At 72.9% G+C, this 18,818-nt stretch carries 15 protein-coding genes and 1 pseudogene; 8 read left to right on the forward strand and 8 right to left on the reverse strand.

The features are described 5' to 3' along the window. Positions 1-185: 185 nt before the first annotated feature. Positions 186-1,493 (forward strand): ammonium transporter, encoded by a 1,308-nt coding sequence (locus CW362_RS22355; RefSeq protein ID WP_103551299.1) that lies wholly within the window; start codon positions 186-188, stop codon positions 1,491-1,493. Continuing rightward, positions 1,490-1,828: a P-II family nitrogen regulator gene (locus CW362_RS22360; protein WP_103551300.1), complete on the forward strand. Its 339-nt coding sequence runs from the start codon at positions 1,490-1,492 to the stop codon at positions 1,826-1,828. Before CW362_RS22355 ends, CW362_RS22360 begins: the two co-directional genes overlap by 4 nt. On the opposite strand, the gene CW362_RS22365 is transcribed toward CW362_RS22360, so the two are convergent. The 4 genes from CW362_RS22365 to CW362_RS22380 all read right to left on the reverse strand — a co-directional run bounded on the left by CW362_RS22365 (position 1,722) and on the right by CW362_RS22380 (position 6,101). Then, the gene (locus CW362_RS22365; RefSeq protein ID WP_103551301.1) at positions 1,722-2,747 is read right to left on the reverse strand and encodes a WxL protein peptidoglycan domain-containing protein; all 1,026 of its coding nucleotides are present in this window, start codon (positions 2,745-2,747) and stop codon (positions 1,722-1,724) included. The genes CW362_RS22360 and CW362_RS22365 overlap by 107 nt on opposite strands. Before the next feature lie 123 nt (positions 2,748-2,870). After that, entirely contained in the window at positions 2,871-4,196 is a 1,326-nt protein-coding gene (locus CW362_RS22370; RefSeq protein ID WP_103551302.1) for a beta-xylosidase, read from the reverse strand. Positions 4,197-4,457: 261 nt separating this feature from the next. Then, entirely contained in the window at positions 4,458-4,934 is a 477-nt protein-coding gene (locus CW362_RS22375; RefSeq protein ID WP_103551303.1) for a hypothetical protein, read from the reverse strand. A gap of 324 nt (positions 4,935-5,258) precedes the next feature. Next, positions 5,259-6,101, reverse strand: coding sequence for a helix-turn-helix transcriptional regulator (locus CW362_RS22380; RefSeq protein ID WP_103551304.1), 843 nt, complete (start codon positions 6,099-6,101; stop codon positions 5,259-5,261). 119 nt (positions 6,102-6,220) lie between these two features. Here CW362_RS22380 and CW362_RS22385 point away from each other — a divergent pair, with 119 nt between their 5' ends. Continuing rightward, on the forward strand, positions 6,221-7,099 hold the full coding sequence (locus tag CW362_RS22385) for an NAD-dependent epimerase/dehydratase family protein (protein WP_103551305.1): 879 nt from the start codon (positions 6,221-6,223) through the stop codon (positions 7,097-7,099). Positions 7,100-7,159: 60 nt separating this feature from the next. Here the strand turns inward: CW362_RS22385 and CW362_RS22390 are convergent, their stop codons facing one another. From CW362_RS22390 to CW362_RS22405, 4 genes are all read right to left on the reverse strand, one after another. Beyond that, positions 7,160-8,428 (reverse strand): MFS transporter, encoded by a 1,269-nt coding sequence (locus CW362_RS22390; protein ID WP_103551306.1) that lies wholly within the window; start codon positions 8,426-8,428, stop codon positions 7,160-7,162. Next, entirely contained in the window at positions 8,425-9,729 is a 1,305-nt protein-coding gene (locus tag CW362_RS22395) for a GH1 family beta-glucosidase (RefSeq protein WP_103551307.1), read from the reverse strand. Before CW362_RS22395 ends, CW362_RS22390 begins: the two co-directional genes overlap by 4 nt. Positions 9,730-9,828: 99 nt before the next feature. Continuing rightward, on the reverse strand, positions 9,829-10,095 hold the full coding sequence (locus tag CW362_RS22400; protein WP_103551308.1) for a protealysin inhibitor emfourin: 267 nt from the start codon (positions 10,093-10,095) through the stop codon (positions 9,829-9,831). Between the two features lie 32 nt (positions 10,096-10,127). After that, complete coding sequence (locus CW362_RS22405; RefSeq protein ID WP_103551309.1) at positions 10,128-11,198, reverse strand: M4 family metallopeptidase; 1,071 nt, start codon at positions 11,196-11,198, stop codon at positions 10,128-10,130. 319 nt (positions 11,199-11,517) lie between these two features. Between CW362_RS22405 and leuA the strand changes: the two genes are divergently transcribed. The 5 genes and pseudogenes from leuA (at position 11,518) to CW362_RS22435 (ending at position 18,701) form a co-directional block, all read left to right on the forward strand. Continuing rightward, positions 11,518-13,269 (forward strand): 2-isopropylmalate synthase, encoded by a 1,752-nt coding sequence (leuA, locus tag CW362_RS22415; protein ID WP_103551310.1) that lies wholly within the window; start codon positions 11,518-11,520, stop codon positions 13,267-13,269. A gap of 217 nt (positions 13,270-13,486) precedes the next feature. After that, complete coding sequence (locus tag CW362_RS22420) at positions 13,487-14,182, forward strand: tellurite resistance TerB family protein (RefSeq protein WP_103551351.1); 696 nt, start codon at positions 13,487-13,489, stop codon at positions 14,180-14,182. A gap of 169 nt (positions 14,183-14,351) precedes the next feature. Next, positions 14,352-16,433 (forward strand): MMPL family transporter, encoded by a 2,082-nt coding sequence (locus CW362_RS22425; RefSeq protein ID WP_103551311.1) that lies wholly within the window; start codon positions 14,352-14,354, stop codon positions 16,431-16,433. A 94-nt stretch (positions 16,434-16,527) separates the two neighbouring features. Then, positions 16,528-17,712 (forward strand): annotated as a pseudogene (locus CW362_RS22430) (sensor histidine kinase); the annotation flags it as partial. A gap of 311 nt (positions 17,713-18,023) precedes the next feature. Next, entirely contained in the window at positions 18,024-18,701 is a 678-nt protein-coding gene (locus tag CW362_RS22435; RefSeq protein WP_103551312.1) for a response regulator transcription factor, read from the forward strand. Positions 18,702-18,818 lie beyond the last annotated feature (117 nt).

Consider the following 18,818-nt stretch of genomic DNA (forward strand, 5'->3'; position numbering starts at 1 on the left):
TCCCGTGGACGGGAGGCCGCGGGGTCACGGGCCGCTCCCCTCCCCGGTGAGGAATCGGAAATCACGGCGCAATGAAACACATCGGAAACGCGGGCGTGCACAACCGGAAACGGACACCCACGACGCTCTGACGACGCCCCACCCCGTGCCCCCCACCCCGTGCCCCCCACTCCGTTGGAGAGACCGTGACCCTGGCCGCTTCCCGGATCGACACCGGCGACACCGCCTGGCTGCTCGCCGCCACCGCGCTCGTCCTCCTGATGACCCCCGGCCTCGCCCTGTTCTACGGGGGGATGGTCCGCGCGAAGAGCGTGCTCAACATGCTGATGATGAGCTTCGTGTCGATCGCCCTGGTCACGGTGGTGTGGCTGACCGCCGGATACTCCCTCGCGTTCGGCCCGGACGCGTTCGGCGGGCTGGTGGGCGGACTGGAGCACGCGGGGATGGCCGGGCTCGGACCGGACAGCGTCCAGGGGTCCGTCCCCACCCTGCTCTTCGCCACCTTCCAGCTCACCTTCGCGATCATCACCGCCGCGCTGATCAGCGGGGCGGTCGCCGACCGGACGAAGTTCGGGGCCTGGCTCGTGTTCGTGCCCGTCTGGGCGCTCCTCGTATACGTTCCCGTCGCGCACTGGGTGTGGGGCCCGGGCGGCTGGATCCACGACGGCCTCGGCGCGCTCGACTTCGCGGGCGGCATGCCGGTCGAGATCGCCTCGGGTGCCTCCGGGCTCGCGCTGTGCCTGGTGCTCGGACCGCGGCTCGGCTTCAAGAAGGACGCCATGCGGCCGCACAACCTCCCGATGGTCGTGCTCGGCGCCGGTCTCCTGTGGTTCGGCTGGTTCGGCTTCAACGCCGGCTCCGCGCTCGGCGCGAACGGTCTGGCCGCCGCGGCCTTCCTCAACACCCTCGCCGCGGGCTGCACGGGCCTGCTCGGCTGGCTCCTCGTCGAGCAGCGCCGCGACGGCCACCCGACGACCCTGGGCGCCGCCTCGGGCGCGGTCGCCGGTCTGGTGGCCATCACCCCGTCGTGCGGGGTGGTGTCCCTGCTGGGCGCGCTCGCCGTCGGGCTCGCCGCCGGCGTCGTCTGCTCGTACGCCGTGGGCTGGAAGTTCAAGCTGAACTACGACGACTCCCTCGACGTCGTCGGCGTCCACCTGGTCGGCGGGATCATCGGCACGCTGCTCATCGGCGTCTTCGCCGACCACGCGATGACCGGCGGCGCCGAGGGGCTGCTGTACGGCGGAGGGCTCGGACAGCTCGGCCGGCAGCTCGTCGCCGTCGTGGCCGTCGGGGCGTACGCCTTCGGCGCCACGTACGGCATCGGCACCCTGATCGACCGGTTCATGGGGCTGCGCGCGGACGAGGAGCAGGAGCGGACCGGCCTGGACCTTACGGTGCACGCCGAGAGCGCCTACGATCACGGGGTCCTGGGCCACGGCGCCCCGGTGTCGTCGTCCCTTCCCGCCGCGCAGAAGGCCAGGCCCCAGGCATGAAACTCATCACCGCGATCGTCAAGCCCTACCGACTCGACGAGGTCAAGACCTCCTTGCAGGAGCTCGGTGTGCACGGGATGACCGTCACCGAGGCCAGCGGGTACGGGCGCCAGCGCGGGCACACCGAGGTGTACCGCGGCGCCGAGTACCAGGTCGACCTGGTCCCCAAGGTGCGCATCGAGGTCGTCGTCGGGGACGAGGAGGCCGACGCGGTCATCGACGCGGTGGTCAGGGCCGCGCAGACCGGGAAGATCGGGGACGGAAAGGTGTGGTCCGTACCCGTGGAGACGGTCGTACGGGTGCGGACGGGCGAACGCGGGCCCGACGCGCTCTGAGCGCGACCACGGCCGCGGCGAGCGCGAGGACCGTCAGCACCGCCACGAGCCACGGCAGCGCGAGGAACGACGCGCTCGCCGACTCCTTCGTGCCCGGCGCGCTGGCCGTCAGCGTCACGTCCCCCCAGTCGAGCTGGGGCGCCCCGTGCCAGGGCGCGGTGAGCCGCACCCGCTGGCCCGGCAGCAGCTCCGAGGGGATGTCCGCGAGCTCGCGGGACAGCAGGGTGCGCCCGAAGAGACCCTCCGCCTCCAGGCGCACCTTCGGGTTCAGCGTCACGTTGCCCGTGTTGTGGAGGGTGTACGAGACGGTGGCCGCGGAGGAGCCCGTGCCGGGGACCAGCGGCTGGTGGTGGGTGAGGCGGACCCCCTCCACCGCGAGGGCGGGGACCGTGGGCCCGCCGACCCGGAGGTAGACCCGGGCGGCGACGGCCCGTCGCACCCCGACCGTCAGGGAGCCCGAGCCCGTCTCGATCCGCTCGTCGAGCGCCACCAGCGCGCCCGGATGGTCACCGGGTTCGGCCCGCTCGGGGACCCGCAGGGTGAACGGCACGGTGACCCGGCCGTGCGCGGGAACGGTGACCCGGGTGCGCGCGGGCCGGGCCCACGCCCCCACCCCGCGCTGCTTCTCGGCGAGGGTGCGGACGGCGAAACCGCCGTCGCGGGCGGTGTTGTAGGCGTCGGCCGCGTACAGCCGGAACGTCAGCGGACCACCGGTCTTGTTGGCGACGGTCACCTTGTCCCGGAGGGTCTGGCCGGGGTCGGCGGAGAGGTAGAAGTAGGGCCGCGCGGCGATGCGCGAGGAGACGGGATAGACCGACCAGCTGCCGTTGTCGGCCGCGTACGAGGGCGTGGCCACGAGGGCCAGGAGGGCGGGCAGGACCAGGAACACGCTCAGGAGGAGGGCGTACGGCTTGCGCATGGGTGCGGACCCCCGCGGACGGCATCGGCTGACGGGCGGCTGTCGTCGTGACAGCCCCTGCGTGGACGGGCGGGTGCGCGCCCGGCCACAGGGGTGCGGAAGACCGGTCGAGTGGCGGACCGGTCAGCTGAGCGTCAGGGTGAGCACACCGGAGTAGGAGCCGGGAGGCGTGAACTCCGGTACGTTCAGCGACAGTCCGGCGTCGACGGTGAACTCGCCACCGGTGAGGGTCCCGTTGGGGGTGGACGCCAGGGTCGCTCCCGAGGTGCCCACCGTCCCGGACGAGCCGGCCTGGCAGGTGCTCGGGCTGCCGGCCTTGGTCGCGCAGGCCGGGGTCCAGCTCAGGGCACCGGCGCCGATCTTCGCGCCGGGGCCGGTGAAGTCGGTGACCTTGCCGGTCAGGGACCAGCCCGCGGGACCGCCGCGGAAGTCCTTGACCGTCACCGTCTTCAGCGCGCCCGTGGAGGCGCCGCCCTTGCCGTAGTCGACCGCCGACAGCGCGACGGCGTCCCCGGCCTGGGTCATCGACAGGGTGCCCGCCCTCACCGTGGTGGTGAGCTTCTGACTGCCGTCGGGGACGGGCGTGTCGTCGACGACGACGTACGCGGCGGGACCCGCGCCGGTGTCCGGGTCCCAGCTTCCTCCCTCGTACGCGACCACGCCGGTCGTCGTCCTGTCGTTGACGACGAGCGAGCCGCTGACGGAGCCCTGGGCGTTCGCGGTCACGGTCGCCGTGTCGGCGGTCTGGGTGGCCCCGGACCGTCCGGCGAGGGTGACGCTCGCGCCCGGGGTGAAGCCGCTGCCGGTGACGGTCACGCTGTCACCGGGGTTCCCGGAGGCCGAACCGAGCTGGATGGCCCGGGTGTTGGTCTGTCCGCCGGTCGCGGTGACCGTCTCCGACACCGGGGCGGGCGGGTTGGTGACCGTGCACGGGGTGTCCAGCTCCATGATGTAGCTGGTGTGGATGTTGTAGTCACCGGGCGACAGGGTGATCGCGCCGGGCGCGGTCACGGTGAACGTGCCGGTCATGCTGAACGACGGGAAGGCGCCCTTGGCGGGCACCGGGTCGTTCTTCTTGGGACCGGCGACGGTGACGCTTCCGGTCTGTGCCCCGCCCAGCGCGACCTTGCCGGTCGGGGTCATGATGTCGGCCGGCAGCGCGAGGTCCACGGGGTTGCTGGCGGCGGGTTTGACCACCGTGTAGGTCACGGTGACCGTGTCGCCGACCTTGGGGCTCGCGTTGTCCACCGTGATCTTCGCGGTGGTGGTGCCGTCGATCGGCGGGAGGCCCGCGATCGCCGGCGGGATGCAGTGCGTGGCGAAGTCCACGTTCACGGGTGCGGCTCCGGCAGGGGCGGCCAGCGCCCCTCCGACGGTGAGCGCGAGCACGGTCGCCCCGAGCAGGGCCGCGACGCGGCGTCTTCGGGTTGTCGGACCCTTGGTTGACATGGTTGGTGCCCCCTCCTGAGGGATGCGGGCGCAGCGGCTCGTCTGCGCCGCCAGGGGGACATTGATGAGCGGGCGGTGCGAGAAGTCAATGGAGTCCCGGCGCACTGACTGATGGGCCATCAGTTCCTGTCATGGTCACCGGCTCGCCGCCCCGGCCGCAGGGGCGGCGGATCGCGCGGGATCCCGCGGGATGCGCGGGAGCCGGGCCGGCGCCGCTGCGCGCGGGCGGCGCCGGCCCTCTTCACGTCATGGCGCGGCGGTTCAGTCGAAGACGAACGGGCCCGGGGACTGCGGCGCGTCCGCCGTACAGGTGATCGTGATGCCGAAGATGGTCATCTTCAGGGAGCCGCCGTAGAACTCCAGGCTGTCGCCGGGGGCGACGGTGCCGTCGAGGGGGCCCACCGACACTCCGCTGCCGGTGGCCATCGCGGGGTTCTTCTTGCCGCTGAACGCGGTGGTCCCGCCGTTCGCGTTCACCATGGACAGGGTCGAGGTGACCGAGTTCGCGGCGATCGGGATCGGGGCCGTGATGGCGGTGGAGCTGAGGGTGACGGTCGCGGCCGTGCCGTCCTGCGTGGCCGTGAGGGTGGCCGCACCGCCGCCGCCGATGGTGCAGGTCGCGGTGATGGTGGCCGTCTGGGGAGTGACGGCCGCGGCGGTCGGCGCGAAGGCCAGACCGGTCGCCGCGAGGGTCCCGGCGGTCAACGCCGAGAGCGTCGCGATTCGCTTGCCTCTCATCGAAATCCCTTCCCTTGTGGGGGAATTGCCATGTGGGGATGGTCGGGACGGAGCCGTCCGCCCGGATCCGGGCACACGGACTCCTCACCTCTGTGCTCGGCGAGGGTGCGGGGAGACGTGTACGCGGACCGTTCGCTCGTGGGGTGCGGAACGCCGTGCGGAGGCGTTTCTGACGGTCCGTCGGAATGTGCGGTTCCATTGAGGCGCGGGCGCCTCGCGATTGCAAGGGAAGGGGACCCTTTCCTTCAACGGTCGTGAAAAGTGGCCGAAGTTGGCTCCTCGGCGCGGAAGGCCACCGGCGGCGCGGCTCCCGGGCCCCGGGGGTCACCCGTGACCGGCGGCCGGTGCCATGTCCTGCAAGCCGATCACCCGCAGCAGCCGGAGGCGCTCGTGGGACTCGGTGCCCGGCCGCGCGGTGTGGACGACGAGGAGCTGGTGGTCGCCCGAGCCGGTCAGGAACTCGCAGTCCAGCTCCAGCAGGCCGACCGCGGGGTGCAGGAACCGCTTCGTGGCCGAGCGCCGCACGGCCACCTCGTGGGACTTCCACAGGTCCGCGAACTCCCGGCTCGTGGAACGCAGTTCGGCCACCAGGGCGGCCGGGGCCGGGTCGGTGGGGCGGGCCGCGGTGACCGCGCGCAGATTGGCGACGTGGGAGCGGGCGTGCCCGGGACGGTCCTCGGGCGGGAAGAGGGCCCGGGAGGACGGGTCGGTGAAGAACCGCCGCACGACATTGCGCCCCGGGCCCGCCTCGCCCGTGAGCGCCGCCGCCATCGCGTTCTGCGCGAGCACCTCGCCGTAGTCGGTCATGACCTGGGCGGGCGCGTCGTGCAGCCGGTCGAGGATCAGCAGCAGTCCGGGGCGGACGTGCGGCGAGGCGCTCGTGGCCCGCGGCGGTTCCTCGCCGGTCAGGTGGAACAGGTGGTCCCGCTCGTCACCGGTGAGCCGCAGCGCCCGCGCCAGCGCGCCGAGCATCTGGCGCGAGGGGCGCGGCCCGCGGGACTGTTCGAGCCGGGTGTAGTAGTCCACGGACATGCCCGCGAGCGCCGCCACCTCCTCGCGGCGCAGTCCGGGGGTGCGGCGCCGGGAACCGGCCGCGAGCCCCACGTCGGAGGGCTCCAGCCGGGCGCGGCCGCGGCGGAGGAAGTCGGCCAGTTCGGTTCGGTCCACCCCTCCAGGGTGACGCCGGCCGCCGCTCTTATCCAGGCACCGCCGGTCCCTGGATCAGGAGGTCTCTCCCGCCCCGCCCGGCACGGGAGGACGGTGGGGGCCGACGAGAGGAGCAGAACATGCTGACACTGGTGACCGGAACCACCGGCGAGGTCGGACGCCGCTTCGTGCCCCGCCTGCTGCAACAGGCACCCCCCGGCGACCGGGTGCGGGTCCTGGTCCGCGACGAGTCCCGGGCGGCGGACCTGGCCGGGCTCACCGGCCCGGCCGGCCTCGGGCCGGAGATCGCGGTGGGGGACCTGCGCGACGCCGAGGCGCTGGGCAAGGCGCTCGCGGGCGCCGACGCGGTGGTGAACATCGCGGCGGCCTTCCGGGGGGTGCCGGACGAGGAGGCGCGGGCGGTCAACCGCGACGCCGCGCTGGAGCTGGGCCGTGCCGCGCTCGCCTCCGGGGTGCGCCGGTTCGTGCAGGTCAGCACCAATCTGGTGTACGGGACGGGCCGGGGCCGCCCGCTCACCGAGGACGACCCGAGCGTGCCCGGCGGCGCGATGTGGGGCGCCTACCCGCAGTCCAAGGCGGAGGCGGAGCGCGGTCTGCTCGCCCTGGAGGGCGCCATGGACGTCCGGATCGGCCGCCTCGCCTTCGTCTACGGGGAGGGCGACCCGCATCTCGCCGCCTCGCTCAGGTGGGCCGGGCAGTGGGCCGCGATCCAGCGGCTGCAAATGGTCCACCACGTGGACGTGGCACAGGGACTGCTGCGCCTGCTGTACGCCCCGGGCGCGGGTGGCACCGGCATCTACAACATCGCCGACGACGCCCCCGTCACCGCCGTCGACCTCCACCGGATCAACGGCGTCGACGTACCGCCCGCGCTGTACGAGCGCGCCGACCCCGACCCCTGGCACGGCATCGTGTCCACCGACCGCATCCGCCACGACCTGGGCTTCCGGCCGGTGTACCCGTCCCTGTGGACGGCACGCGACGCCGGGGCCCTGTGACCGGGCCGGAGGACCCGGCCCGGGACCGTCCGAGCGGGCGGCCCCGGGAGGGCCGCCCGCTCAGTCCACTCCCTTGATCCGTCCCACCAGCACCGCCCCCGCGAGGCCGATCACCGCCGCGAGCAGGTACAGGACCCGGTAGCCGCCCAGGTACGTCACGACCGGCGCCGCCAGCACCGGGGCCGCGACCTGGGGGAGGGCGTTGGCGATGTTGATGACGCCCAGGTCCTTGCCGCGGTCGAGGGCCTTCGGCAGGACGTCGGTCATCAGGGCGAAGTCGACGGAGGTGAAGACGCCGAAGCCGATGCCGAGGACGGCCGCGGCGGCGATCGCGCCGGGCCAGGTCTGCCAGGAGGCCAGCGCCGCCGTGGCCACCGCCATCAGGACGCCGGACCAGATCACGAACGGTTTGCGGCGGCCCAGCCGGTCCGACCACACCCCGCCCACCACGACCGTGGCGAGCAGCGTGATCCCGTTCACCGCGGTGAGGACGAGGACCCCCTGTTCGGGGTCGTCCAGGTGCAGCCGGTCGCGCAGGTAGTAGAGCAGGTACAGCAGCACGAGCGCGTTGCTGAGGTTGATCAGGAACCGGGTCAGCCAGGCCCAGGCCAGGTCCGGGTGCTCGCGCGGACTCAGCCGGAAGGAGGCGAGGAACTCCCGCCCCGACCAGGGCGGCCGGGCCGACACCGGAAGCCGCAGGTCCTCGTGGCGCAGGACGTACGGCAGGACGCCCGCCAGGGTGAACACCGCGCACGCCGCGTACCCGCCGCCGGTGCCCCCGACCACCGTCGCGAGCCCGGTGCCGCCGACCACGCCGAGGATCTGCGCCGCTCCCAGCCAGCCGCCCACGCTGCCGCGCTGGAGCCGCGGCACCCGGTCGGGCACGGCCGCGGTGACCGCGGCGAACGCGGCGTTGAGGGTGAGCTGGACCAGACACCAGCCCGCCGCCATCGTCCACACCCCGCCCGCGCCCGCGAGGAGCAGCAGGGACAGCGCGCCGCCGGCCGCCCCGGCCACGATCCACGGCGTACGGCGGCCCCACCGCGCGGTCGTCCGGTCGGACAGCGCGCCGAAGAGAGGGTTGGCGACCAGCGAGACGACCGCGCCCGCGCCCGTCACCCAGGCCAGCATCGTCTCCTTGGACATGCCGGAGCCGGGCGCGAAGTCCTCCGCCTGGGAGGCGAGGAGGATCTGGAGCGGGCCGTACCAGCCCACCCAGATCGCCCCGTTGGCGAGACAGAGCGCCGAGGTCCAGCCCCGGCCGACCCGCTCGACCGGCTCGGCGAGGGCGGAGACGGGCAGCGGCACGGCCGGGTCGGCCGCGGTCATCTCTGCGCCCGCAGGGCGTCCCGCAGCCAGTGGTACGAGGCCTTCGGGGTCCGCTCCAGGGTGTCGTAGTCGACGTGCACGAGCCCGAAGCGGCGCTGATAGCCCTCCGCCCACTCGAAGTTGTCCATCAGCGACCACACGAAGTAGCCGCGCACGTCGACGCCCTGCTCCGACGCCCGGTGCAGGGCCCGGACATGGCCGTCGAGGAAGGCGATCCGCTCCTGGTCGTCGACACCCTCGTAACTACAGCCGTTCTCGGTGATCACCACGGGCGGGAGCCGGTCGCCGTAGCGCTCGCGGAAGCCGGTGAGCAGCTCGGTGAGCCCCTCGGGCACCACCGCCCAGCCGAAGTCGGTGACCGGGTAGCCCTCCAGTTCCTTGACCGTGAAGGGCAGTTCGGCGGGCAGGGTCAGTCCGCCGAACTCGATCTCCGCGCCCTCGGGGGCGCCCACCCTGGTCGGCTGGTAGTAGTTGATCCCGTACCAGTCGACCGGCTCGCCGATGACCTTCAGGTCCGCCTCGACGTCACCGGGCATCAGCTCGGCGATGCCGTCGGGGTAGCGGCCCAGCAGGACGGGGTCGGCGAAGAGCCGGTTGAGCAGGAGGTCGTAGAAGTCGGCCGCCGCCACGTCCTCGGTGCGCTCCGAGGCGGCCCAGGTGGGGCCGTGCGAGTTGGCGATCCCGATGTCGCCCGCCCCGGCCGCGCGCAGCGCCCGTACGGCCAGACCGTGGGCGAGGAGCTGGTGGTGGGCCACCGGCAGGGCGTCGAACATGAGCTGTTTCCCGGGGGCGTGCGCGCCGAGCGCGTGCCCGAGCAGGGTGTGCTCGGCGGGCTCGTTGAGGGTGATCCACTTCTTGACGCGGTCGCCGAGGCGCCCGGCGACGACCGAGGCGTACTCCGCGAACCGCTCGGCGGTGTCCCGGTCCGTCCAGTCCAGTTCCGCCGGCAGGTCCCAGTGGAAGAGGGTCGGCACGGGCCGTACGCCGGCCGCGCACAGGGCGTCGACGAGGCGGTCGTAGAAGTCCAGGCCGCCGGGGGAGTCCACCCGGGGCCAGGAGATGGAGAAGCGGTACGCGTCCACCCCGAGGTCGGCGAGGAGCGCCACGTCCTCGGGGTAGCGGTGGTAGTGGTCGCAGGCCACCGCCGCCGTGGAGCCGTCCTTGACGTGCCCGGGCACGGCCGTGAACGCGTCCCACACCGAGGGGCCGCGCAGGTCGACGGCCCCCTCGATCTGATGGGCCGAGGTGGACACGCCCCAGAGGAAGCCGGAGGGGAACTGGGGGAGTGGGTTCGTCGCCATGCGCGATCATCTGTACCCGCGGTAACGGAAGTCAACGGTTCGGCGCGAACCCGTGGCCGCCCGCGCCCCGCCGCGTCCCCTTCCTCCGGCCGCCCTCCGCTACGCCCCCTCCTTCAGGACCCGGGAGACCAGTTCGCGCTGGGCCTCCGTGAGGTGCGGGTCGGCCGCGCGGACCGTTCTGCCGTCCACCGTGATCTCGTAGTGGAAGCCGTCCGGGACACCGGCCGGGGGCGTGTCCCGTCCGGCGGCGAGCACCCGCTCGGCCAGGGCGTGCCACTCGGCGGCGTCGGGCCGTGCCGAGGTGTCCACCTCGGCACGGCGCTCGATGCCCGCGAACCCGCCCGTACGCCGTACCTCGATCCGCATGGGTCCCCTCTCGTGCGACTCGGGCGCCCGGGTCACACGGGCGTCACTCCCACCTCTTCCCAGGCCTTCGACACGGCCTGCAATTCCTCCCCCTCGTTGTACCGGGTCCGCGCCGCGGCGAGCGTGAGCCGCGCGAAGTCGGAGAACAGTGCCTGCTGCGGCAGTTCCCCGCCGGTCAGGACGTCGTACCAGATCTGTCCGGCCCGCTCCCACGCGTGGCCGCCGAGGGCCTGGGCGACGAGGTAGAAGGCGTGGTTGGGGATGCCGGAGTTGATGTGGACGCCGCCGTTGTCCCGGCCGGTGCGGACGTAGCCGTCCATCGTCCCGGGCTGCGGGTCCTTGCCGAGCACGTCGTCGTCGTACGCGGTGCCCGGCGCCTTCATGGAGCGCAGGGCGGTGCCGGTGACCCGCGGGGCGAGCAGGCCGGCGCCGATCAGCCAGTCGGCCTCGGCGGCGGTCTGGCCGAGCGTGTACTGCTTGATCAGCGAGCCGAAGACGTCCGACATGGACTCGTTCAGGGCGCCCGGCTGGCCGAAGTAGGTGAGGTTCGCCGTGTACTGGGTGACGCCGTGCGTCAGTTCGTGGCCGATGACGTCGACCGGGATGGTGAAGTCGAGGAAGATCTCGCCGTCGCCGTCCCCGAACACCATCTGCTCGCCGTTCCAGAAGGCGTTGTTGTAGTGGGTGTCGTAGTGCACGGTGGCGTCGAGCCGCAGGCCCTCGCCGTCGATCGAGGTGCGCCGGAAGGCGTTCAGGTACAGGTCGAAGGTCGCGCCGAGGCCCGCGTACGCGCGGTTGACGGTGGCGTCCTTGCCCGGCTTGTCGCCCTCGCCGCGGACCTTCCTGCCGGGCAGGTCCTGATGGTGGCGGGCGTCGTAGATCGTGCGGTGGGGCGTGCGGCCGTCGGCCTCCTCGGGCGCGGCGACGGCGGGCGCGCCGACGACGGTGGTCAGCCGGCGGTGGGTGCGCTCGTACGCGTCGCGCTCCAGGGTCCGGCGTGCGGGACCGGCGAGCGCGGGGTCCTCGTGCCGGGCGATCCTGTCGAGGACGTGGGGCGGGACGATGGTGCAGTGGACGGGCTCGAAGCCCCCGTTGGTCGTCATGCCCGGCACCCTTGCACTGCGTGATGTGGATGTCACTACGTGCAACCATGATTGGTGAAACGGGGTGATAAGGAGCCGGAGATTCCGCCTGGAAGTGGTATGGCGCACTTTTTGTCCCTTTCGGGGCGCGCGATCCCGCATACTGATACAGCCCTCCGTACGGAGCGCGGCTCCGCTACGCTGCTGAGCATCATGCGTTTCGGGCTGCTTCTTCTTAGCTGCCGCGGCGAGGGCCTGTAGTCGAGGCCGACCCCCTCCCCGCGGAGTCTGGCGTTGCGCCGTCGGCCGTCCTTTCGGACATCCTGAGGAGCCCACGCACATGGCGAACAGCCACAGCAGCGAGCAGACCCGAGTCAACCGCCAGCGCCCCACCTCGATGCCGGTCCACAAGTACGGCCGGTACGACCAGGTCGACATCCCCGACCGGACCTGGCCCGACAAGCGGATCACCGTCGCCCCCCGCTGGCTCTCCACGGATCTGCGCGACGGCAACCAGGCCCTGATCGACCCCATGTCGCCCGCGCGCAAGCGCGAGATGTTCGACCTGCTGGTCAAGATGGGCTACAAGGAGATCGAGGTCGGCTTCCCGGCCTCGGGCCAGACGGACTTCGACTTCGTCCGCTCGATCATCGAGGACGAGACCGCGATCCCGGACGACGTCACGATCTCCGTACTGACCCAGGCCCGCGAGGACCTGATCGAGCGGACCGTGGAGTCCCTGAAGGGCGCCAAGCGGGCCACCGTCCACCTGTACAACGCCACCGCGCCGGTCTTCCGCCGCGTCGTCTTCCGCGGTTCCAAGGACGACATCAAGCAGATCGCCGTCGACGGCACGCGGCTGGTCGTCGAGTACGCGGAGAAACTGCTGGGCCCCGAGACCGAGTTCGGCTACCAGTACAGCCCCGAGATCTTCACCGACACCGAGCTGGACTTCGCCCTGGAGGTCTGCGAGGCCGTCATGGACGTCTGGCAGCCCGGTCCGGGCCGCGAGATCATCCTCAACCTGCCCGCCACGGTGGAGCGTTCGACCCCGTCCACGCACGCGGACCGCTTCGAGTGGATGCACCGCAACCTGTCCCGCCGCGAGTACGTCTGCCTGTCGATCCACCCCCACAACGACCGCGGCACCGCCGTCGCCGCCGCCGAGCTGGCGCTGATGGCCGGCGCCGACCGGGTCGAGGGCTGCCTGTTCGGCCAGGGCGAGCGCACCGGCAACGTCGACCTGGTCACCCTGGGCATGAACCTGTTCTCCCAGGGCGTCGACCCGCAGATCGACTTCTCCGACATCGACGAGATCCGTCGTACGTGGGAGTACTGCAACCAGATGGAGGTCCACGCGCGCCACCCGTACGTGGGCGACCTGGTCTACACGTCCTTCTCCGGCTCCCACCAGGACGCCATCAAGAAGGGCTTCGACGCCATGGAGGCCGAGGCGGCCGCGAAGGGCGTCACCGTCGACGACATCGAGTGGGCCGTCCCGTACCTGCCGATCGACCCGAAGGACGTCGGCCGCTCCTACGAGGCCGTCATCCGCGTCAACTCGCAGTCGGGCAAGGGCGGCATCGCCTACGTCCTGAAGAACGACCACAAGCTGGACCTGCCGCGCCGGATGCAGATCGAGTTCTCGAAGATCATCCAGGCGAAGACCGACGCCGAGGGCGGCGAGGTCACGCCGAAGGACATCTGGGCGACCTTCCAGGACGAGTACCTGCCCAACCCCGGCAACCCGTGGGGCCGTATCCAGGTCAGGGCCGGCCAGTCCACCACGGACAAGGACGGCGTGGACACCCTGACCGTCGAGGCGACGGTCGACGGCACCGACACCGTCCTGAGCGGCAGCGGCAACGGACCGATCTCCGCCTTCTTCGACGCCCTGCAGTCCATCGGCGTCGACGTACGCCTGCTCGACTACCAGGAGCACACGATGAGCGAGGGCGCCTCCGCGCAGGCCGCGTCGTACATCGAGTGCGCGATCGGCGACAAGGTCCTGTGGGGAATCGGCATCGACGCGAATACGACACGTGCCTCGCTGAAGGCCGTCGTCTCCGCCGTCAACCGCGCCGCCCGCTGACCTCGTTCACCTGGTTCTTTCCGGCCCCGTCCGCCTTTCGAGGAGGGCGGGGCCCGGTCGTGTCCCGGCCAATTCGTGTGCAGGTCACAAGCATGTCTCGTCCGAGGTACTGACTACACCTCGACAATGTGGCTAACATCACGCCAGCGCGGCGATGTTGCCGTGGGGGTACCTCCCACGCCTTTAAGGCTGTGGGGGAGTTACGGAGGTGTGCGACGTGCTGCCAGGATGGGGACGAAACGGTCGTGCAGTTCAGGTTCCCCGTGTCCTGGGCACCCGTACGGCGTGGAGCACCGTCGGCGACGGGGAGTTCTTCTGCCCCGGCTGCGGCGGCGACCGGAACTACCAGCGGCTGACCGGCCGACGCCGCTTCACTCTTCTGGGTGTTCCCGTCCTCCCGCGCGGCGAGACGGGACCCGTCGTCGAATGCGCGGCCTGCCGCACCCACTACGGCGCCGACGTCCTGGACCACCCCACCACCACCCGCTTCTCCGCGATGCTCCGCGACGCCGTCCACACCGTCGCCCTCGCGGTCCTCGCGGCGGGCGGCTGCTGCGCCCGCGCGTCCCTGGAGACCGCCGCCGCCACCGTCCGCTCCGCGGGCTTCGACGACTGCACGGAGGACCAGCTGGGCGCCCTCGTCGAGGCCCTCGCCGCCGACACCGGCCGCTTCTTCGGCGAGCCCTGCGGAGCGAGCCTGGCCATAGAGCTCCACGAGGCCCTGGACCCGCTGGCCCCGCACCTCGCCCCGACGGGCCGTGAGGCGATCCTCCTCCAGGGCGCCCGCATCGCCCTCGCCGACGGCCCGTACACCCCCGCCGAACGGGACGCCCTCGCCACCGTGGGCGCGGCCCTGACGATCTGTTCGGACGACGTGACCCGCCTCCTGGCCACGGCCCGCACACCGTCCTAGGGCACCCCACCGACATCGGCGCCGCAGTACTCCCCGGGGAGTAACGGCCACCCCGGGACACCCGGCGCAGTAGAGGCCGGCTCGCTCCCACGGGCGACGAAAGGGGCCCCGCGGCCCGGAAGTCTGGAACCCGGTAACCAGACATCCGGACCGAAGGGAGGCCCTGTCCATGGGGGCCGGAGAGACAAGGGCGCGCTCGCGCCGGCGGGCCGTGCCGTGGGCGGTGCTCGCGCTGTGGATCGGGCTGCTGGCCGTCGTGGGCCCGTTCGCGGCGAAGCTGTCCGACGTGCAGCACGACCGTGCCGTCGACTATCTGCCGTCGAGCGCCGATTCCACCCGGGTCGCGAAGATCGAGGACCGGCTGCCCGGAGGGGAGGCCACCGAGCTGGTGCTCGTCTACCACCGCGACGGGGGCCTCCGCCCGGCCGACCGGGACACCGCGGCCCGTCAGGTCGCCGCGATCACCCGGGCGAACCGGCTCACCGGCACCCCGCGGGCCGTGCCGTCCCCCGACGGCAGCACCCTGATGTATCCCCTGGCCAGCACCGCGCCCGGCACCGACGAGGAGAAGCGCGACGCGTTCGTGCACGACGTCCGCGACGTCGCCCGGGGGACGGACGGGATGAGCGTCGTCGTCGGCGGACCCGGCGCCCTGGCGACCGACGCGGGCGAGGTCTACGACTCGCTCGGCGGGCCCCTGCTCTACACCACCGTCGCCGTCGTCGCCGTCCTGCTGATCCTCATCTACCGCAGCCCGCTGCTGTGGCTCGTCCCGCTCGCCGTCGCGGGTGTCGCGGACTACCTGTCGACGGGCGTCGCCTACGGGCTGCACCAGGCGTTCGGCACGAGCGTCTCCGGCCAGAGCTCGGGCATGATGACGATCCTCGTCTTCGGCGCCGGAACCGACTACGCCCTGCTGATCATCTCCCGCTACCGGGAGGAACTGCGGCGCGTGGAGCGGCCCTACGACGCCATGAAGGAGGCCCTGCGCGGCTGCGGGCCCGCCGTGCTCGCCTCCTCCGGGACCGTCGCGGCCGGACTGCTCTGCCTGCTCGCCGCCGACCTCAACAGCAGCCGGGGCATGGGCCCGGCCGGCACGATCGGTGTGCTCTGCGCCCTCGTCGCCATGCTGACCCTGCTGCCCGCCGTACTCGTCCTGCTCGGACGGCGGGTGTTCTGGCCCCTCGTCCCCGCCCACGGCAGCGAGCCCGTGCGGCGCCGGAGCCTGTTCGCCGCGATGGGATCCTCGGCGGGCCGCCGGCCGCTCGTCGTCCTGGCGAGCGGAGCCGCCCTGCTCGGGGCGCTCGCCCTCGGCACCCTGAACCTGCCGGGCGCGCTCAAGCAGGAGGACGCCTTCGTCCACCGGCCCGACTCCGTCGTCGCGATGGAGACACTCGCCCGCGCCTACCCCGGACGGGGCACCCGGCCGATCACCGTGATCACCCCCACCGGACGGGCGGACGCCACCCTGTCCGCCGTGCGCGGCCACACCGGGGTCACGAGCGCGGAGCGCGGACGCAGCGGCGGCGGCTGGACGGAGATCTCCGTCATCGCGCGCGGCGCCCCGCAGTCGGCGGCCGAGACCGCCACCATCAAGTCCCTGCGGACCGACCTCCACGGATCGTACGTCGGCGGCCCGAGCGCCCAGCAGATCGACCTCCAGGACACCAACGCCCGCGACCGGCTCGTCGTCGTCCCGATCGTCCTCCTCTCGGTGCTGCTGATCCTGGTCCTGCTGCTGCGCTCGCTCGTGGCGCCGCTGCTGCTCGTCGCCGCCGTCGTCGCGGTGTGGGGAGCGGCCCTCGGCATCGGCGGCCTCGTCTTCGGCCCGCTGTTCGGGTTCGAAGGCACCGATCCCGGCCTCGGCCTGCTGTCCTTCGTGTTCCTGGTCGCCCTCGGCGTCGACTACGGCATCTTCCTCATGCACCGGATGCGGGAGGAGTCCCTCTCCGGAGCCGAACCGGCCGCCGCGGCGCTCACCGCGCTGCGCACCACCGGGGGCGTGATCGCCTCGGCCGGCCTCGTCCTCGCGGCCACCTTCGCGGTGCTCACGAACATGGGGCTCCTCCAGCTCGTCGAACTCGGCTTCGTCATCTCGGTCGGGGTGCTGCTCGACACCTTCCTCGTCCGTACGTACCTGGTGACCAGCGCGAGCGTGGCCCTGGGACGGAAGGTGTGGTGGCCGGGCGGCCTCTCCCGCGAACCGGACCCGGAGACGGCCGGACGGAAGGACCCCGTCCCCGTGGGCTGACCCGCACGCGGGACGAAGGACGACGGACGACGGGCGCCCCGCCTCCCCCGGGGGGCGCCCCCTCACGGAAGATGAAGCGGTGGACGTCAAGAGCATGCTGCACCTCACCGGATTCGGGCACCGGGGCAACGTGGACCCGGCGCGGGTCCTGCGCCAGGACGCGCTGCTCGCGGGCGTGCTGCTGGTCCTCGACACCGCCGTGGCGCTCACCCTGCACACGGACGGCCGGCGACCGGACGCGCTCGGCTGGACCCTGCTGATCGCCGCGCACGTCCCGGCGGTCCTCCGCCGGAGTGCCCCGCTCGCCGCGTTCCTCGCGCTCGTCGTCTGCGTCGCCCCGTACCACGCGCTCGACTTCGACCACAGCGCGACGGTGCTCGTCTCGATGACCATGCTGTTCACCGTCGCCGTCACCGGGCGCCCCCTGCGGTCGCTGCTCATCGGCGGCGGCGTCATCGGCATCGTGCTCACGGTGAAGTTCGGTCAGGGCGCCACCGAGGGCACCCAGGCGCTGCGCGCCGCCGGCTGGATCGTCGCGTTCATCGTGCTCGGCGTGTACGTCCGGGTGCACGGGCAGTACTTCGCCTCGGTCGTCGAACGCGCCGAGCGCGCCGAGCGCACCCGCGAGGAGGAGGCCCGCCGCAGGGTCGCCGAGGAGCGGCTGCGCATCGCCCGGGACCTGCACGATCTGCTCGCCCACAGCATCACCCTGATCGGGGTGCAGACCTCCGTCGCCGCGCACGTCCTGGCCGCCGACCCCGACCGCCTGGACCGTGCGGCCGTCGCCGGGGCCCTCGACGACATCGCCGAGACCTGCCGGACCGCGCGCGGCGAACTGCGGACCACGCTGGAGGTGCTGCGCGACGGGGAGCACGGCGGCGAGGGCCGGGGCCCGCTGCCCGGCCTCGACGGGGTCCCCGACCTGGTGGCGGCGGCCCGCGCGGCGGGCACGAAGGTGGAGGCGCAGGCCCTGACGGGGGCCGACGGCGTTCCCTCCGCCGTGGGCGCCGCCGCCTACCGCATCGTCCAGGAGGCACTGACCAACGCGGTACGGCACGCGGGCCCCGGGGCGGGCGTCCGCGTGGACCTGAGCGCGGACGGCCGGGTCCTGCGCGTGAGGGTCACGGACGACGGCATCGGCGACGCGGGCGGCCCGCCCGGCTTCGGCCTGGTGGGGATGCGGGAGCGGGCCCGCAGCGTGGGCGGCACGGTGGAGACCGGGACACGGCGGGAGGGCGGTTTCGCGGTGGTGGCGGTACTGCCCCTGGGCACGACGGAACCGGAGCCTGGTCGGCGGACGGAGCCGGAGTCCGACCGGATGCCGGAGCAGCGGCCGGAGCCAGACCGACGGGCACGGGCGGACGGCCCGGCCCCGTCCGGCGTACCGGCCGCCTCTGGAGCGCCGGTCTCCTCCGGCCTACCGGCTCCCTCCGGAGTGCCGGCTGCGCCAGCCGTACCAGGCACCTCCTGGTCCGGGCGGGATTCCGGGGGCGTGCGCGGCAGCGGTCCCGTACGGGAGCCCGGGGACGTCGGCGGCGTACGTGCTGCCGGTCCGGTGGCCGGGGCCGAGCCTGGACGGGGCGGTACGCGATGACCATCCGGGTGGTTCTCGCCGACGACCAGAACCTCGTGCGGGCCGCGTTCGCCATGCTCGTGGAGTCGGCGCGGGACATGGAGGTGGTCGGACAGGCGGCCACCGGCCGGGAGGCCGTGGAACTGGCCCGCACCGGGCGCGCCGACCTGGTCGTGATGGACATCCGCATGCCCGACCTGGACGGCATCGAGGCCACCCGGCTCATCGCGGCCGACGAGGACCTCGCCGGGGTCAGGGTGCTCGTGCTCACCACGTACGACACCGACGAGCACATCGTGGAGGCGCTGCGCGCGGGCGCCTCCGGCTTCCTGGTGAAGGACACCCGGCCCGCCGAACTCCTCGACGCGATCCGCACGGTGGCCGCCGGGGACGCGCTGCTCTCGCCGGGGCCCACCGCCCGTCTGGTCGCCCGTTTCCTGAGCGCCCCGGCCGTCCCCGCGCTCACGGTGGGCGGCCCCGAGGGGCTCTCCGGGCGCGAGCGCGAGGTGCTCACCCTGGTCGCGCGCGGCCTGAACAACACCGAGATCGCGGCGGCCCTGGGACTCAGCCCGCTCACCGCGAAGACCCACGTCAGCCGCATCATGGGCAAGCTGGGCGCCCGCGACCGGACCCAGCTGGTCATCGTGGCGTACGAGTCGGGCCTGGTGACACCGGGGGACGCGGGCCGGGCCTGACCCGGCGGCCCGCCCGGAACACGGCCGGAGCACGCCCGGAGCGCGGCCGAAACGCGCTGACGCCACGTCACCGCACCGTGGGAGCACGGGTATCGCCGCGGCACCCGGGGCACATTA

Source organism: Streptomyces populi, assembly GCF_002911015.1.
Taxonomy (GTDB): Bacteria; Actinomycetota; Actinomycetes; order Streptomycetales; family Streptomycetaceae; genus Streptomyces; species Streptomyces populi.

What these genes read in the sequence shown, in the direction of transcription:
- CW362_RS22360 (WP_103551300.1), top strand. Translation starts at nt 1,490, where the DNA reads ATGAAACTCATCACCGCGATCGTCAAGCCCTACCGACTCGACGAGGTC.
- CW362_RS22365 (WP_103551301.1), bottom strand. Translation starts at nt 2,747, where the DNA reads ATGCGCAAGCCGTACGCCCTCCTCCTGAGCGTGTTCCTGGTCCTGCCC.
- CW362_RS22370 (WP_103551302.1), bottom strand. Translation starts at nt 4,196, where the DNA reads ATGTCAACCAAGGGTCCGACAACCCGAAGACGCCGCGTCGCGGCCCTG.
- CW362_RS22375 (WP_103551303.1), bottom strand. Translation starts at nt 4,934, where the DNA reads ATGAGAGGCAAGCGAATCGCGACGCTCTCGGCGTTGACCGCCGGGACC.
- CW362_RS22385 (WP_103551305.1), top strand. Translation starts at nt 6,221, where the DNA reads ATGCTGACACTGGTGACCGGAACCACCGGCGAGGTCGGACGCCGCTTC.
- CW362_RS22390 (WP_103551306.1), bottom strand. Translation starts at nt 8,428, where the DNA reads ATGACCGCGGCCGACCCGGCCGTGCCGCTGCCCGTCTCCGCCCTCGCC.
- CW362_RS22395 (WP_103551307.1), bottom strand. Translation starts at nt 9,729, where the DNA reads ATGGCGACGAACCCACTCCCCCAGTTCCCCTCCGGCTTCCTCTGGGGC.
- CW362_RS22400 (WP_103551308.1), bottom strand. Translation starts at nt 10,095, where the DNA reads ATGCGGATCGAGGTACGGCGTACGGGCGGGTTCGCGGGCATCGAGCGC.
- CW362_RS22405 (WP_103551309.1), bottom strand. Translation starts at nt 11,198, where the DNA reads ATGACGACCAACGGGGGCTTCGAGCCCGTCCACTGCACCATCGTCCCG.
- leuA (WP_103551310.1), top strand. Translation starts at nt 11,518, where the DNA reads ATGGCGAACAGCCACAGCAGCGAGCAGACCCGAGTCAACCGCCAGCGC.
- CW362_RS22425 (WP_103551311.1), top strand. Translation starts at nt 14,352, where the DNA reads ATGGGGGCCGGAGAGACAAGGGCGCGCTCGCGCCGGCGGGCCGTGCCG.
- CW362_RS22435 (WP_103551312.1), top strand. Translation starts at nt 18,024, where the DNA reads ATGACCATCCGGGTGGTTCTCGCCGACGACCAGAACCTCGTGCGGGCC.